The sequence below is a fragment of the Streptomyces sp. NPDC051310 genome, assembly GCF_044455245.1.
Classification (GTDB): domain Bacteria; phylum Actinomycetota; class Actinomycetes; order Streptomycetales; family Streptomycetaceae; genus Streptomyces.
Map to the genome: position 1 here is coordinate 35,971 of NZ_JBITEO010000026.1, position 14,044 is coordinate 50,014.

At 71.6% G+C, this 14,044-nt stretch carries 16 protein-coding genes and 2 pseudogenes; 9 read left to right on the plus strand and 9 right to left on the minus strand.

Translation table 11 applies throughout. The features are described 5' to 3' along the window. Positions 1-67 precede the first annotated feature (67 nt). Together ACIA79_RS28975 and ACIA79_RS28980 are read right to left on the minus strand one after the other, a co-directional pair. Complete coding sequence (locus tag ACIA79_RS28975) at positions 68-1,045, minus strand: GlxA family transcriptional regulator (protein ID WP_399431329.1); 978 nt, start codon at positions 1,043-1,045, stop codon at positions 68-70. 146 nt (positions 1,046-1,191) lie between these two features. Next, the gene (locus tag ACIA79_RS28980; RefSeq protein WP_399431330.1) at positions 1,192-1,899 is read right to left on the minus strand and encodes an AAA family ATPase; all 708 of its coding nucleotides are present in this window, start codon (positions 1,897-1,899) and stop codon (positions 1,192-1,194) included. Between the two features lie 74 nt (positions 1,900-1,973). On the opposite strand from ACIA79_RS28980, the gene ACIA79_RS28985 reads away from it, so the two are divergent. Both ACIA79_RS28985 and ACIA79_RS28990 read left to right on the plus strand, forming a co-directional pair. Next, positions 1,974-2,312, plus strand: a complete 339-nt coding sequence (locus tag ACIA79_RS28985) for a PadR family transcriptional regulator (RefSeq protein ID WP_399431331.1) — start codon at positions 1,974-1,976, stop codon at positions 2,310-2,312. Next, positions 2,309-3,340, plus strand: coding sequence for an HAAS signaling domain-containing protein (locus ACIA79_RS28990; RefSeq protein ID WP_399431332.1), 1,032 nt, complete (start codon positions 2,309-2,311; stop codon positions 3,338-3,340). The genes ACIA79_RS28985 and ACIA79_RS28990 overlap by 4 nt, the downstream gene beginning before the upstream one ends. A gap of 27 nt (positions 3,341-3,367) precedes the next feature. Here the strand turns inward: ACIA79_RS28990 and ACIA79_RS28995 are convergent, their stop codons facing one another. Beyond that, positions 3,368-4,351, minus strand: a complete 984-nt coding sequence (locus ACIA79_RS28995; protein WP_399431333.1) for a serine hydrolase domain-containing protein — start codon at positions 4,349-4,351, stop codon at positions 3,368-3,370. After that, positions 4,348-4,584, minus strand: coding sequence for a hypothetical protein (locus ACIA79_RS29000; protein WP_399431334.1), 237 nt, complete (start codon positions 4,582-4,584; stop codon positions 4,348-4,350). The genes ACIA79_RS28995 and ACIA79_RS29000 overlap by 4 nt, the downstream gene beginning before the upstream one ends. A gap of 141 nt (positions 4,585-4,725) precedes the next feature. Here ACIA79_RS29000 and ACIA79_RS29005 point away from each other — a divergent pair, with 141 nt between their 5' ends. Together ACIA79_RS29005 and ACIA79_RS29010 are read left to right on the plus strand one after the other, a co-directional pair. Beyond that, positions 4,726-5,196 carry a hypothetical protein gene (locus tag ACIA79_RS29005; RefSeq protein ID WP_399431335.1) on the plus strand — a complete coding sequence of 157 codons (471 nt, stop codon included), beginning with the start codon at positions 4,726-4,728 and terminating at the stop codon, positions 5,194-5,196. Positions 5,197-5,685: 489 nt separating this feature from the next. Continuing rightward, a complete protein-coding gene (locus tag ACIA79_RS29010; RefSeq protein ID WP_399431336.1) occupies positions 5,686-7,401 on the plus strand; it encodes a SpoIIE family protein phosphatase in 1,716 nt (571 codons plus the stop codon). An 11-nt stretch (positions 7,402-7,412) separates the two neighbouring features. Here the strand turns inward: ACIA79_RS29010 and ACIA79_RS29015 are convergent, their stop codons facing one another. Beyond that, the gene (locus ACIA79_RS29015) at positions 7,413-8,150 is read right to left on the minus strand and encodes an SAM-dependent methyltransferase (RefSeq protein ID WP_399431337.1); all 738 of its coding nucleotides are present in this window, start codon (positions 8,148-8,150) and stop codon (positions 7,413-7,415) included. A 162-nt stretch (positions 8,151-8,312) separates the two neighbouring features. Between ACIA79_RS29015 and ACIA79_RS29020 the strand changes: the two genes are divergently transcribed. Continuing rightward, positions 8,313-8,897, plus strand: coding sequence for a GNAT family N-acetyltransferase (locus ACIA79_RS29020; RefSeq protein ID WP_399431338.1), 585 nt, complete (start codon positions 8,313-8,315; stop codon positions 8,895-8,897). Between the two features lie 378 nt (positions 8,898-9,275). Then, positions 9,276-9,449, plus strand: a complete 174-nt coding sequence (locus ACIA79_RS29025; protein ID WP_399431339.1) for a hypothetical protein — start codon at positions 9,276-9,278, stop codon at positions 9,447-9,449. 55 nt (positions 9,450-9,504) lie between these two features. On the opposite strand, the gene ACIA79_RS29030 is transcribed toward ACIA79_RS29025, so the two are convergent. Then, complete coding sequence (locus ACIA79_RS29030; protein ID WP_399431340.1) at positions 9,505-10,050, minus strand: hypothetical protein; 546 nt, start codon at positions 10,048-10,050, stop codon at positions 9,505-9,507. Positions 10,051-10,057: 7 nt separating this feature from the next. Here ACIA79_RS29030 and ACIA79_RS29035 point away from each other — a divergent pair. Next, positions 10,058-10,856 (plus strand): annotated as a pseudogene (locus ACIA79_RS29035) (IS5 family transposase); the annotation flags it as partial. Here the strand turns inward: ACIA79_RS29035 and ACIA79_RS29040 are convergent. After that, positions 10,837-11,550, minus strand: coding sequence for an MOSC domain-containing protein (locus ACIA79_RS29040; RefSeq protein WP_399431341.1), 714 nt, complete (start codon positions 11,548-11,550; stop codon positions 10,837-10,839). The pseudogene ACIA79_RS29035 and the gene ACIA79_RS29040 sit on opposite strands and share 20 nt — an antisense overlap. A gap of 77 nt (positions 11,551-11,627) precedes the next feature. On the opposite strand from ACIA79_RS29040, the pseudogene ACIA79_RS29045 reads away from it, so the two are divergent. Beyond that, positions 11,628-11,811 (plus strand): annotated as a pseudogene (locus ACIA79_RS29045) (IS630 family transposase); the annotation flags it as partial. 10 nt (positions 11,812-11,821) lie between these two features. Here the strand turns inward: ACIA79_RS29045 and ACIA79_RS29050 are convergent. Then, complete coding sequence (locus ACIA79_RS29050; RefSeq protein WP_399431342.1) at positions 11,822-12,334, minus strand: DinB family protein; 513 nt, start codon at positions 12,332-12,334, stop codon at positions 11,822-11,824. A gap of 162 nt (positions 12,335-12,496) precedes the next feature. Beyond that, positions 12,497-12,667: a hypothetical protein gene (locus tag ACIA79_RS29055; RefSeq protein ID WP_399431343.1), complete on the minus strand. Its 171-nt coding sequence runs from the start codon at positions 12,665-12,667 to the stop codon at positions 12,497-12,499. A 298-nt stretch (positions 12,668-12,965) separates the two neighbouring features. Here ACIA79_RS29055 and ACIA79_RS29060 point away from each other — a divergent pair, with 298 nt between their 5' ends. Then, positions 12,966-14,006 carry a PucR family transcriptional regulator gene (locus tag ACIA79_RS29060; RefSeq protein WP_399431344.1) on the plus strand — a complete coding sequence of 347 codons (1,041 nt, stop codon included), beginning with the start codon at positions 12,966-12,968 and terminating at the stop codon, positions 14,004-14,006. Positions 14,007-14,044: the final 38 nt, after the last annotated feature.

Below are 14,044 nucleotides of genomic sequence, written 5' to 3' on the forward strand. Positions count from 1 at the left end.
CAGGCCGGTGCGGGACACGAGCCGGCGGGCGGGCCGTGTCCTCGGGCAGGTGGGGTAAGTGAAACGCCTAGCGGAAGCGGCGGCGGTATTCGGCGGGAGTGGTTCCCAGCCGGCGCTGGAACGACCGGTGCAGGGTCTTCACCGACCCCAGGCCGCTGGCCGCGGCCACCTCCGGCAGGGGCAGGTCGGACTCCTCCAGCAGCCGGCGGGCCGCTTCCAGGCGCGCGGTCTCGACGTACGAGGCGGGAGTGGCGCCCGTACGCTTCGCGAACATCCGGGAGAAGTGGCGAGGGCTCAGACTGACCCGCGCGGCCAGGGCCTCGGCGGACAGGTCCTCGCGGGGATGCTCGCCGATCCACCGGCACAGCGCGTCCATCGGGTCGTCGGGGCCCGGCCGTACGGAGAGCGGCACGCTGAACTGGCTCTGCCCGCCCGATCGTTTCACGTACATCACCATCATGCGTGCGGTGGCGAGCGCGAGGGCGTGACCGTGGTCCTCGGCGACCATCGCCAGGGCCATGTCCATGCCCGAGGTGACCCCGGCGCAGGTCCACACCCGCCCGGACCGGACGAAGATGGGATCGGGGTCGACGGTGACCTCCGGATGGTGGGCGGCCAGCTGCCCGGCGGTGAGCCAGTGGGTGGTGGCCCGCAGACCGGTCAGCAGTCCGGCTTCGGCGAGCAGGTGCGCGCCGGCGCAGATCGAGCCGACTCTGCGGGCCCGGTGACCGCCCCGGCGCAGCCATGTGCTGACGGTCTTGTCGATGACCGCCTTCACCTTGTCCCCGTCCTCGGCGATGGCGCCGGACACCAGCAGGGTGTCGATCCGGCCGTCCACCTCCTCCAGGGTCAGATCGGACATCAGCCGGACACCGCTGGAGGTGACCACTTCTCCCCCGGCGGCGGTCGCGATGTGCACCCGGTAGCCGGGCCGCTCCGGCCCCAGGACCCGGGACGCCACCGAGAACACCTCGGCAGGCCCCGTGACGTCGAGCAGTTCGACGCCGGGGAACGCAACGATGACGACTCTTCGCGGTGCGGGCATGCACCGATCATTCGCCCCGCGGCCCGCGTCCGCAATGACGAGGTTGTCTCACATCCGGACACGCGCCGCGGGCCATGGCTCTCGGCGGCTCGCGTATCGACGGCCCCGGTCCCAGGGCTCGTGAGGGCGGGCCGGCGCGGCGGTGTTCAGCCCAGGATGTGCCGCAGGTAGGACTGCGGGTCGGCGAGGTAGCGGCGCCAGTGGTCGACCAGGGCCAGCTCCTTCCAGGCGACCCGGCGCATGCCGTGCTCGCCCACCTCGATGACGTCGGCGCCGGGCAGGGCGGTCAGCAGCGGGGAGTGGGTGGCGCAGATCACCTGTCCGCCGTTCCTGACCAGTCGGTCGACATGACCGAGCAGCTCCAGGCAGGAGGCGAAGGACAGCGCGGCTTCCGGCTCGTCCATCACGTAGAGACCCGGCCGGAGGAAGCTGCCGCGAAAGGCGGCGAGGAAGCCCTCCCCGTGACTCACGCTGTCCGGTGCGAACCCTTCGCGGTCCAGGGCGTCCAGCGCGGTCTCGGCCCGCAGGAAGAAGCCCTTGCGGGCCGACCAGCTGCCGAGCATGCGGCGCCCGCGCGGGGCCGCCTCGAAGCGGATCCACTCCCCCAGGACGGACTTGGGGCGATGACTCGCGTAACGCCAGTCGTGCGACCCGCCCCAGGAGTCGAGGCCGAAACCCTCGGCGAGCGCCTCGACGAGGGTGGACTTGCCCGAGCCGTTCTCACCCACGAGAAAGGTCACCGGCGCCCTGAAGCGCAGGCCGTCCTCCAGCAGCTCTCGCACACAGGGGACCGACCAGGGCCATTCGTCCTGTGCGTACGAGGGCACGTGTGCGTACGCGCGTTCGATGATCACCCGCCGAGGTTCTCATACGCGCCGGCCGCCATGACCCGTGACATTAGTGTGTGCCGCACAGTATCGTGTGACACATGTCCGCTGAAGAGCTGATCGCCGCCCAGGCCCAGGAACTGCGCCGCGGCACGGTCGTCCTGGCCTGCCTGGCACTCCTGGAGGAACCGCAGTACGGCTACGCGCTGCTGGAGACGCTCGGGGACGCCGGCGTCGCGGTCGACGGCAACACCCTGTATCCGCTGCTGCGCCGGCTGGAGAAGCAAGGGCTGCTCGTCAGCGAGTGGAACACCGACGAGTCGAGGCCGCGCAAGTTCTACCGGGTCAGCCCGGAAGGCACCCGGGTGCGCGCGGGCCTGATGCGCGAGTGGCAGGACCTCACCGACTCGATCTCACGACTGACCAAGGGGGACCGTTGAGCACACCGAGCACACCGAAGGCATCGAGCACACCGAACGCTTCGGGCACTGCGCACCCATCAAGCACGGCCGGCACGTCCGGTGCATCCGGCGCCGGGACGCTGACCGACCGCTACGTCGACGAGGTCGTCCGGCACATACCGGCCGGTCAGCGCGACGACGTCGCGGACGAGTTGCGGACCACGATCGCCGACACCGTCGAGGCCCGGGGACCGGCCGACCGGGAGGCGGCCGAGCGCGCGGTGCTCACCGGACTGGGGGACCCCATCCGGCTCGCCGCCCGGTACGCCGACCGGCCGCTCACGCTGATCGGGCCCGCGCTCTATCCGGCGTACGTACGACTTCTGGTGCTGCTGCTCTCCACCGCGCTGCCCGTCGTGACCGCCGTGACCGTCGGGCTCGACGTCCTCGACGGGAAGGGCCTCGGCGAGGTGATCGGCAAGGGCGTCGGGACGGTCCTCACCGTCGGAGCGCAGATGATCGCCTGGCTGACCGTGGTGTTCGCCGTGGCCGAACGGACCGGCAAGCGGGTGGGAGCGGTCGGCCGGGAGTGGACACCCGACGACCTGCCCGAGCGCCGCGCGCCGGGGAGGCACCGCACCGAGGCCTGCGCCGGGGTGGCGTGGCACGCGCTGCTGCTCGCCCTGGTCGTCTGGCAGCACACCGCGAAGCCGTACCGTACCGCCGGCGGCGAGCGCCTGGAGGTGCTCGACCCGGGCCTGTGGTCGGGCTGGATATGGCCGGTCCTCGCGGGGCTCGCCGGGCTCGTGGTGCTCGGCGTGATCCGGGCGACGCACCCGTGGACGTTGCGCCTCGCCGTGTGGGGAGCCGCCGTCGAGGCCCTGTTCGCGCTGCCGCTGGCATGGATCCTGTACCGGCAGGAGTTCTTCAACCCGGCCCTGCTGGCCGCCGTCAACGGCTCCTGGCGGGCGCCCGACGCTTTCTACACCGTCGCGGCGCTGGGCGTGCTGGCCGTGAGTATCGGCGAGACGGCGAAGCACTTCCGCGGAGCACGCGGCAGGGCGTGACGCGAGGCCGTGGCGGGCCGGCCCCTCTCAGCGGGGCCTGTTGTCGGCGTACTCGGTCAGGAGCGCGAATCCGTGACGGTCGACCGGCGCGGTGGTGGCCGCCAGGACGACGACGCCCGTTCCGGCGGCGCGGTCGAGCCCCAGCCAGGACCGGAAACCGCCCGTACCGCCGTTGTGCCAGGTGATCGGGCGGTCCTTCATCGGGATGGTGATCCATGCGGCGCCGATGCGGGCGCGCGCGCCGAAGGGGGTGACCGGGTCGAGCGCGGTGGCGCCCGGTGCGGTGCCGTCGAGCAGCGCCGCCGTGAGGCGGGCCATGCCGGTGATGGACGCGCGTATGCCGCCGGCCGGGGCGACTGCCTCGCCGGTCCAGGGTTGGCGCGGCCGCCCTCGGCGGCTGGTTCCGGTGACGGCCCCCGGTCGGAGGTGGTCGGGTGATGCGGGGGCGTAGAAGGGGTCGAGCCGCAACGGGGTGGCGATGCGCACGTGGAGGAGCTCGGTGTACGTCATCGCGGCCGCGCGGGCGAGGGCGTGGCCGAGCAGTTCGAACCCGAGGTTCGAGTAGCGGGGTCGCGGGCTGCCGAGCGGCACGCCCCGGGCCTGGTCGAGAAGCTGCTGGAGGTCCTCGCCGTAGGGGTTCGTGCCGTGTCGCCACAGCGCGACGGTGCGCCGCCAGGTCTGCGCCGAGGCCGGCAGCCGGGGCAGGCCGGACCGGTGGGTGCTGAGTGCCTCCAGCGTCACCCGTGCGGCGGGGGCGTCGCCGAGGGGCAGGAACGTGCCGAGTGTCGCGTCGGGCTCGATCTCACCTCGTGCGAGTGCGTCGGCGTACAGCAGGCCGGTGACCCCTTTGGAGATCGAGCCGATCTCGAAGTCGTCGTCGGGGCCACTGCCGCGTCCGGCCACGATCGTGCCCCGGGGCGAGACGACGGCGGCGGCGGCCGGGACGCCCGGACGCAGCAGTTCGCCGAGCCTCGCCCCGAGCCGGTCGTCGCCATGGCTCCCGGCGGTCATGAGCGACCGCCGAACAGGCCGCGGGCTGCGTGCTTCTTGTGGACCGCCTGCTTCGAGACGCCCAGGGCGGCGCCGATCTGCGGCCACGTGGCGCCGCGGTGGCGTGCGCGGCGCACCAGAACCGCCTCGATGCGCTCCGTCTCACCGCGCAGCCGTGCCACGGCGGCCAGGCCCGCCAGCGGGTCGTCGTCGGCCGTCGCCGATGCCAATTCGGTCAAGTGCTTGAGGTCCATGAGTCAACCCTAGTTGACCACTCGACGGGGATCAACGATCAACCGGAGTTGACGCGCGGATCCGCGGGGAGGGCGCCGCGGGGCCGGTTCGGACGGGAAATTGCGTTGGCAGTGCGCCCCGCGGCTTCTACCGTCGTCACGATGGAGATCGCCTTCCGGAAGTTGCCGGACAACCAGCACGACATCATCGTGCGGGACCGAAAGGGCCCGGACGTCCGGTTGCCCGCCCAGCCCACGGGTCCGACCATGCCGCACGACCTGGTGCATGCGGCCGTCGAGACCGCCCTCGGGCTGGAGGACGGGTTCTGGGGCGCGATGGCGCGCGGCGCGACGTTCCAGGGCTTCGAACTCGTCGAACCGGGCCGGCACCGCCGGTCCGGGCTGAAGGTGCTGCGCCGCGGTGGTGACGCGGTGCTCGCCGCCGAGCTCGCCGTGAACTGGGCCTACCGCGTGTGGCGCGGACTGCCCACGGAGGGCCGCGGTGTGGGCCGCCCCCCTGTGTCCCAGGAGGCGCTCGATCGCACGACCGCGCCCCTGGACCGGGCGGCTGCCCGCTGGTCGGCCCTCGCGGAGGGTGACGTGCTGGTCTGGCGCTGGGGCACGGACCGCTAGCCTTCGGCCGGGCGGCCGGAGCGCCGGGAACCGGATCCGGAGGTCCTGGTCCGGTTCGTTTCCCCGCGTCACGCCGACCTCCGCGCCCCGCCGCCACGAGCGCCGTCCCGGGCGCCCTGTGCCCGAGGGTCTCGCCTGTGATGTGCTGTGCGGAGCCCTGCCGGACGAGCTCGGTGGCCTCGCGGGCCATGCGGCTGCCGGACACGGTGACGGCGGTGTACGACGTCCTCCGATGGAGGGCGTGTGCCCCACCCGGCCTCTGGCGGGGCTGCCACCCTAAGTGGCCGCGAGGACACACGCCGTCGGTTGCGGAAGTGGTGCGTGTCGGCACCCGAGCTCGGGGCAGACGTCTCCGGCGCACACTCACGCGGTCGCGCGAGCGTGGGAGAGTAGACACACAGCTGCGGGATCTTGCGTGTGGAGGAGGCGGGCGTGGTGGCGGGTGCCGACGGCGATGCGGGCAGAGCGGCGGAGCCTGTTGCGGCCGACATGTTCGACGGTCTCGAGGCTGCCGCGTACCTGGTGGACGAGCGAGGTGTGATCGCCAGGGTGACCGCACGGGCGGAGGTCCTGTTCGGGCGGTCGGCCGGGGAGATGATCGGGCAGGACGCACACGCTCTGCTGCACCGGGACAGCCGTGGACGCACGATGCCGCGTGCGCAGTGTGCGATGATGCACGCCTTTCTGGGCCGGCACGTCGAGTACAGCGATCGTGGCTGGTTCGAGCGGGCGGACGGTGCGCTGCTGGAACTGTGGTGGCTGGTCGTCCCGTGCTCCTTCGACCGGGCCGAGAAGGGCGCGCTGGTCGTCCTCCGCGAGTCGTCGCCCGTTGAGGCCGCACGGGGCGCGGGCACTGCTTCCGCGGGTGCTGCTCTCGCGGGCGCCCTGACGGAGCTCGACCGGCTCGCCCTGCTCGCCGAGACGACGACCCGCCTGACCTCCACACTGGACGTGGAGGAGGCGCTGAGCCGGTTGGTCGAGCTCCTCATGCCCCGCCTCGCGGACTGGGTGGTGATCGACCTGCTGGGCGAGACCGGAGATGTGCGGCGCGCCGCCGTGGTGCACTACGACCACGGCGTCCTCGTCCACCGGCGGGACCTGGAGGGCATGCTGCCCCCGGTGCCGGAGGAGTCGCCGATGCCGCTCTCCCGTGCGCTGCGCGGCGCGGCGTCGGCGCTGGCCGGGCCCGACACGTACAGCGTCGAACCGGACTCCGGCATCACCGTGGAGCAGCAGCGGCTCTTCAAGGCGACCGGGATGCACTCGGCCGCCATCGCGCCGATCCGCACCGTGCGCGAGGTGCTCGGGGCGCTGACCCTGGGCCGCTCCGGGCAGCCGGCCTCGTTCACCCCCGCGGATCTGTCCCTGCTGGAGGACATCACCCGCCGGGCGGGTCTCGCCCTGGACAACGCGCGCCTCTACCAGCGCCAGCAGCGCGTGGCCGAGACCATGCAGCGGCATCTGCTGCCGCACCTGCCCACCGTGCCGGGTCTGCTGATGGCGGCACGGTACCTGCCGGCCCCGCACGCCTCCCAGGTCGGCGGTGACTGGTACGACGCCTTTCCCTTCACCGACGGAACGACGGCCCTGGTGATCGGTGACGTCGGCGGCCACGACCTCGACGCGGCCGCCGGCATGGCGCAGTTGCGGAACATGCTGCGTGCCTTCGCGTGGTCGCAGGAAGGCCCGTTGAGCCATGTCGTCCAGCGGCTCGACGATGCGGTGGAGCACATCGTCGAGGCGTCCACGGCCACCCTCGTCCTCTCGCGCGTCGAGAAGCGGGCGGGAGAGGGCTGGCGGCTGCGGTGGACGAACGCGGGCCACCTCCCGCCGCTGCTCGTGGAGCAGGACGGCCGGGGGCGTTTCCTCACCGCCGGTGGTGGCATCATGCTCGGCACCCGGGCCGCACTCCCCCGGGCCGACGCCGAGACGGTGCTGCCGCCCGGGTCGACCCTGCTGCTCTACACCGACGGCTTGATCGAATCGCGCAGCCACAGCCTGGACGACGGGCTCGCCCGCCTGCTCGCGGAGGCCACGGCCCAGGCCGGGCAACCGCTCGACGCCTTCTGCACCGAGATCCTGGAGCGCGTACGGCCCGAGGACAACGACGACGACGTCGCCATCCTCGCCCTGCGCATCCCTGACAGCGAGGACGCCGGGCACGCCGAGCACGCCGTCGCCCCCGAGGCTCCGGTCGCGCCCTGACGCGGCGCGGCTCAGCCGCTCGTCGGCCGCAGCACGAGGCAGACGAAGCCCATGACGTCCCGGTAGACGCGCAGCCACTCGTCGCGGTGGACGGCGGCCGTGTCGAGCGCCTGGGGGCTGTCCGGGTCGCCGGGGTGGTCCAGGGCCCATGAGGCCAGCGAGCCTGTCCACGACCACTCGTAGTCGTCGAGCTCCCGGCGGGTACTGACGTGGCCCTGGACGGGTGTCCACCCGTCCGCGACGACCCGGTCCACGGTGGTGGGCAGGTCGGCGAGGTCCCCGAGCAGCTCGACGGCCTCGGGAGAGGGCTCACGCTCCCAGAAGCCGTCCCCCACCAGGACACGCCCTCCGGGTGCCAGGTGGGTGCGCGCCGCCGCGAGGGCCGGGAGCAGACCACCGAAGGCGTGCGTGGCGCCCACACAGAGCACCAGGTCGAAGGTGTGGGGCGCGGCGAAGCGTGCGGCGTCCTGGTGGTGGAGGACCAGGCGCTCCCCGACTCCGCGTTGCAACGCCGTCCGGCGTGCGCGCGCGAGTGAGCTCTCGGCGAGGTCGACGCCCACGGCCCGCGTGCCCGGGCGCATGTCCAGGGCGCGCAGGAGCCACTCGCCGCCGCCGCAGCCGAGGTCCAGTACGCACTCGTCGCCGCGCGGGAGACCGTACTCCAGGAGTCGGCGCACGGAGGCGTCGTCGAGCGGGGCGGCGATCGGATGATCGGCGTGAGCGAGCCGGGAGATCTGTTCACGGTCCATCGGCGGAGCCTGACACGTTCGGCGAGGCCCCCGCACCTGATTTCCGGCGGAGCCGCCGGGACCGGGAGCCGTATGCGGGCACCTGTGCCGGGGCGGTCGGGTGGGGCGTCCCGCGACGGTCGCGCGACGGTCCCGGCGGTACCGGGCATAGGGTGCTGCGTCGTGAACCGACACATAGCCGCCGATCCCGCAAGCACCCGCTCCGACCTGCCCGTTGACCCCACGCCACAACAGGACCCGCTGTTCTTCCGGAGGGCCGGCGAGCACGACCTGCCGGAGCTCGTGCGGCTCCGCGACGACGCGGCCCGCTGGCAGATCGACCGCGGGATCGACCAGTGGAAGCCCGGCGAACTGCGCGAGGACCACTTCCGCGCACGCCTGGAGGACGGCGAGGTGTGGATCGCCGCTCTCGGCCCGCGGGGTCCGGTGGCCGGAGCATTCGAGTTGTGGTGGGACGACCCGGCGGCCTGGGGCGTCCAGCCCCCGACAGCGGGCTACGTCCACCGGCTGATGACCGACCGCCGTACCGCGCCTCCGGGCACCGGACGCCGGATGCTCACCGAGGCGGAGCGCCGCATCGCCGCCGCCGGCCGCAGCGTGTGCCGGCTGGACTGCCTCGCCACCAACCCGCGGCTGCGGGAGTACTACCGGGCGGCGGGATACACGGTCGTGGGCGAGCAGGGCTCCAAGGACGGCGGGCTCGGCGGAACCTACGCCGTCACGCTGCTGGAGAAGCACCTTACGTAAAGCCCGGGCGCCCTCGTCGGGGTCCCGCCGCGGCGGCTCGGCCCCCGCCCGGCCGTGGGCGCCCGAGGCCGGCCGTGGGCGTCACCTCCGGCCTTATGCGCCGGGGCGCACCAGCCCACGGTTCCCGGGGGTCCGGCTCCGAGCCTCGCCCACCGGTGCCGTGCACTCGCACCGACACATTCGAAGAAATGTTTCCGGCCACACCCCTGTACCGGCGACTGGTTCCGGTGCATGCTGTGACCTGCGCTGCTGCTCGCAACCCCCGTCGAGCAGCAGCGCAAACCGGCCTCGCCCGCGCTCGCGCCGGGCGGGTCGCGCCGCACCTCCCGGCTCCCCACGGGAGGCCCGGCGCATGTCCCTGCACAGACGGAGGGCCAGATGAGCGACGAGCACACGACGCGGTGTCTCACCCTGCCGGACGGATCCGTGATCCGTACCGCCATCCCTTCATCCGACGTGGACCTGCCCGACGAGCAGTTCTTCGGCAGGTACCCGGCGGTCCGGGACCTCGCGGAGCGCTGGGCCGCGGAGGCGTGGGACCCCGGCAGCTAGGCCGTTTCTTTCGGATCACCGGATCTCTGGGACGTACGCCCGGTCCTCGTCGGACTCACCGGCGCCGGCCGAGAAGGGCAGCCTGCTCCTTCTTGAGTCGTGCAAAGCGGGTGGTGGTGTACTCCTTCAGCCCAGGCCCCGGGAACTGGATGACGGACTTGTATTCGCCGAACTCGCCACGTGCCCAGCGCGCCGCGGTGATCTCGTAGCCGGAGACGTGGGCGCACAATTCGAGCAGGACAGGCGGCACCTCCTCCTCGATGAGAAGGTCGGCCTTGGTGACGACCACGTCGCGCATCTTCTGGATGTTGGGCAGGAATACAGTCGTGGCCCAGGTGCGCCACTCGGCGAGCTCCTCCTCAGTGGGGGGAACGTCGTGGTCGAAGGGATGGACCCCATCGGGGCGGGCATATCTCTCGCAAAACGCCTCATAAGCACGTCTGTTGGCCTCCATGAGCGCGAAAAGTGGGCCGTAGAAGTCGCTCAACTGCTGGTTCACTCGGGCGAGCCGGGCCTGTCTCTGCGCGAGCCTCAGCCCATTGAGGTACGTCGTCAAGTAGCCGGCGAAGGCCAGACTCACGGTCAAGATCACTGTGCCCATGGAGAGGATGGTAGGCCCGCTTCTTTCGGATCATCTGATCGTTGGTCTCGCTATGCCGTTGACTGACGCCCAGTGGGCGCGGATTGAGCCTTTGCTCCCGGACGGACACCGCGGCGGGGTGGCCGGTGGCGGGACCACCGTGAGGTGATCGATGCGATCGCTTGGAAGTTCCAGACGGGATCTCAGTGGGTCCACCTGCCCGAGAAGTACGACAACTGGAGGGGTGTCTACAACCGGCTTCGCCTGTGGGCCGTCAACGGCACCTGGGAGCGCGTCTTCACCGCAGTCATGGCCCAGGCCGACGCTGACGAGGACCTGAACTGGGTAGTCTCGGTGGACTCCACGATCGTGCGGGCCCACCAGCACGCGGCCGGGGCCCGCAAAAAGGGGCCCCGGCCAGCGAGCCGGATGGCCACGCCATCGGTCGTTCTCGGGGCGGACTGACCACGAAGATTCACCTCGCAGCCGATGCCCGCTGCCGGCCCCTCACCTTCGTTCTCACCGCCGGACAGGCGGGTGACGCACCCGCCTTCGCGCACGTGATGGCCCGCCTGCGAGTTCCCCGTCGACGCGGACGGCCCCGCACCAGGCCGGACGTGGTCCTGGCCGACAGGGTGTACTCATCACGCGCCATCCGTGAGCACCTGCGCAGGCGCGGTATCCGGGCGGTGATCCCCGTACCGGCGGACCAGCGGGGCCACCGGCTGCGCCGAGGCAGCCAGGGCGGGAGGCCACCCGCCTTCGACCGCGAGGCCTACAAGCAGCGCAACACGGTCGAGCGATGTATCAACCGAGCAGAACGATGGGATCCCCGACCCGCACCTGTCCCGGCGAGACGACTGTGGCGAGCCCATCCAGCCGTGTGTCGTGCGCTTTCGCGATGGTTCGCAGTACCAACGGCGAGTGAGGCAGGTCCTGCTGTGCCTCGTTGGTCATCACGCATCGCTCGCTCGATCGCACGAACTCGATGCACACCGCGTCGCCGATCCGCGCCTTGCTCCCGAACCACTCATCTTCCACGAACGGAGGGGTGCCCGGCGGGGTGCGTACCAGGAGATTCGGGCGGAAGCGTCGCTCATCGACCGGAACATCGGGCACCGCCGAGCGCACCCAGTCGAGGGTGGCAGTGGTCAAGACGCTGATAGGCAGCTGGTCGAAGTGAGAGATGCTTCCTTCGCGTGTTACCTCGACGTCCTCGCGACCGAGGTAGCGACGCAGGTAGGCACTCGGGTCCGGCACGACCACGCCTTGCGGGTCAAACAGTTCAGCCTCATCAGCGCCATCGACGTAGCGGGAACGCAGATGCAGCAGGCCCGGCATCCTACGGAAGCGGCGAGTGTTCTTCCCCGAGCCGAACTTGCCCTCAGCGTCGCGCACCGCGAAGAGACGGTCGCCGACAACCCCCCTCGGGTCAACCTTCACCCGCTCGAGCAGCTCACCGCCTGTCGACTTGATCGGATACCGATAGATTCGTTCGACCGCGCCCACCTCGACCATCATCCGAAGAGGCTACAAGAGCGACGGCGCACGAACTTTCGAAACACGCCCTAAAGCGTGTTGCATCAGGCAACGTTCGGAACTCCTCCTGGTTGAACCGGATCGAGGCCCAGTTCACGGCCCTGCGCTACTTCACGCTCGACGGCACGGACCACGCTGACCACAAGGAACAGGGCGGCATGATCCGCCGCTACGTCATCTGGCGAAACCGCCACGCCGACGACCGGCACCTACGCGCCGTCGTCCCGGGCCAACACTGCCTGATCCGGAAGCGCTATACGCCGGTGGTGCCGTCGATGCGTTCCCGGAGCAGGTCGGCGTGGCCGTTGTGGCGGGCGTACTCCTCGATCATGTGGACGTAGATCCAGCGGAGGCTGACGTCCTGCTCCATGAAGCGGCCGGTGTCGGTCAGAGCGCGGTCGGCGCAGTGCTCGCGGGCGCGGGCGATCTCCGCGTGCCAGGTGGCCAGAGCGTCGTGCAGGGTGGCGCCCTCGGCCAGCTCGAAGCCGCCGTCGGAGCCATCGGGGTCAGCCTGCGGGTCGTAGATGGGCGGGGCCTGTTCTCCGGCGAACACTCGGCGGAACCAGTTCCGCTCCACCTCCGCCATGTGCTGGACGAGGCCGGTCAGTGTGAAGGCGGACGGCGGCACGGATGCGACGGCGGCCTTCTCATCGTCCAGGCCCTCGCACTTCATGGCGAGGGTGGTGCGATGAAAGTCGAGCCAGCTTTCGAGCGTGGTGCGCTCGTCGGCGTTCAGGGGTGGCATAGGGCGTTCGATGATGGCCATCGGTCGATTATCGCCAGCGGCCGAATCCGTCGACAGGCAGGACCTCACAACGGGGCGAACGTTGCCTGATGCGGCACCAGGGTTGTTCGTCGGGATCGTGCCGGGTTCGCGCGGCGTGATCCCAGACGTGCCCCGGCTCCCGCGGCGCCGCGGAGGACCCCGTCAGAAGAGCGTGGGGGGCTCGGTGCCTTCGGCGGGGGCGTCCTTCGCCCCCTGCCCGTCGGGCAGTTGCTCCTGGTACATCGTGGCGTCGACCGCCGGCACACGCCGCATGCTGCCCTCGCACAGGACGAGGGAGCGGGCTGTGCGCTTGTGGTCGTGAACGGACACCATGCCGAGCACGCTGGTGGGCGCGCCGGCGTAGACCCCGCCGCACACGGGGCACCTGACTCGAGGACGCCTGGCCATGGGGTCAGTGTCGTACACGGCACCGACAACCGGTAGGCGCGGTCCGCCGCTCGGCGGCGCGGCCCCCGCGCGTCGCCGCACGCTGAGCCGTGCGTACGACGCGGTTCCGGGGCCCTTCCGGCACACTTCCTGCGTACTTGTGCGTACTTCCGCGTAGCTGCTGCGCGCGGGTGACCGGTCCGGGCGCCGGAGCGGCGCGACGACCGGCGCATATCATCCTCCCATGGAGGCACTGGCCTTACGGCTGTCGCAACTGGACTCGCTGGCCGAGGGCGCGATCCGCATCGTCATGTTCTACGACACGCTGATGCGCCGGCGGGTGGATCTCCCGGCACTCGCGCGCGCCTCGGCCGTCCTCGCGGAGTGCGTGGCCGGTATCCGGCTCCACGGCACGGGCCAGGTGATCCGCATGTCACCCGACGGCACCGGAGCATCGGCCCCTGTGCCGCCCCCGTCCTGCACGGCGCCGATCACGCTCGACGACGAGGAGATCGGTGTCGTGTGGCTGGAACGCCCCGGCACTCCCGGCTCGCCCGAACTGGACGCACTGCTGCTGGACCGGCTCGCCATCGCCTCCGCGTCGGTCGTCGAGCGGTACGGTCCGGCCCGCACCACCATGGCCGACCCCGCTCTCGTCGAACTGGCGATCAGCGCGGACTGCGACGAGGCGTCCCGCGCACGGGCGTTGCGGCTCCTCGGTTTCGCCGCCGCGCTGCCGGTCCGGGTCGTCGCCGTACGGTCGCAGCTCCCGCTCGACCAGCTCGGCGGGCTGCTCTGCCCCGGCCGCCCGGTGAAGGCGGCGCTCGTCGCCGAGGTGGGAGTCATCCTGGCGGCCAGGGTGGAACCAGGAAGCTTCCCGGCAGGCGTACGGGCGGGCATCGGCACCGCCGACAGACCCGACCGGTCCTGGCGGGAGGCGCGCACCGCCCTCCGCTTCAGCACCGCGCGCCGGCCGGTCGTCCACTACGACGGTCTGGGGGCGTTGGCGCTGCTCGCCCAGGTACCCCAGGACGCCGCGCGCGACAACGCCGACGTGGCCGCGGTCGCCCGCATCGCCACCAGCCCGGAGGACCTGGAGACGCTGGAGGCCTACTGCGCCACGGGCTCCCTGCGGCGGGCCGCCGATCTCCTCCACCTCCACCACAGCAGTGTCGCCCGCCGACTCGAGCAGATCGGAAGGACCTTCGGCATAGCGCTGACCGAGCCCACCGGACTGATGCGGGCCGGGCTGGCCCTCACCGCATGGCGGCTGCTCGACGACTGACGGGAGGTCCGCCGGGGCCGCTCGTGCCCGGACACGAT

Coding starts and splice junctions, on each gene's coding strand:
- ACIA79_RS29055 (WP_399431343.1), bottom strand. CDS start 12,667: ATGGTGTCCGTTCACGACCACAAGCGCACAGCCCGCTCCCTCGTCCTG.
- ACIA79_RS29050 (WP_399431342.1), bottom strand. CDS start 12,334: ATGGCCATCATCGAACGCCCTATGCCACCCCTGAACGCCGACGAGCGC.
- ACIA79_RS28985 (WP_399431331.1), top strand. CDS start 1,974: ATGTCCGCTGAAGAGCTGATCGCCGCCCAGGCCCAGGAACTGCGCCGC.
- ACIA79_RS29010 (WP_399431336.1), top strand. CDS start 5,686: ATGTTCGACGGTCTCGAGGCTGCCGCGTACCTGGTGGACGAGCGAGGT.
- ACIA79_RS28995 (WP_399431333.1), bottom strand. CDS start 4,351: ATGACCGCCGGGAGCCATGGCGACGACCGGCTCGGGGCGAGGCTCGGC.
- ACIA79_RS29005 (WP_399431335.1), top strand. CDS start 4,726: ATGGAGATCGCCTTCCGGAAGTTGCCGGACAACCAGCACGACATCATC.
- ACIA79_RS28975 (WP_399431329.1), bottom strand. CDS start 1,045: ATGCCCGCACCGCGAAGAGTCGTCATCGTTGCGTTCCCCGGCGTCGAA.
- ACIA79_RS29060 (WP_399431344.1), top strand. CDS start 12,966: ATGGAGGCACTGGCCTTACGGCTGTCGCAACTGGACTCGCTGGCCGAG.
- ACIA79_RS29000 (WP_399431334.1), bottom strand. CDS start 4,584: ATGGACCTCAAGCACTTGACCGAATTGGCATCGGCGACGGCCGACGAC.
- ACIA79_RS29015 (WP_399431337.1), bottom strand. CDS start 8,150: ATGGACCGTGAACAGATCTCCCGGCTCGCTCACGCCGATCATCCGATC.
- ACIA79_RS29030 (WP_399431340.1), bottom strand. CDS start 10,050: ATGGGCACAGTGATCTTGACCGTGAGTCTGGCCTTCGCCGGCTACTTG.
- ACIA79_RS29040 (WP_399431341.1), bottom strand. CDS start 11,550: ATGATGGTCGAGGTGGGCGCGGTCGAACGAATCTATCGGTATCCGATC.
- ACIA79_RS29025 (WP_399431339.1), top strand. CDS start 9,276: ATGAGCGACGAGCACACGACGCGGTGTCTCACCCTGCCGGACGGATCC.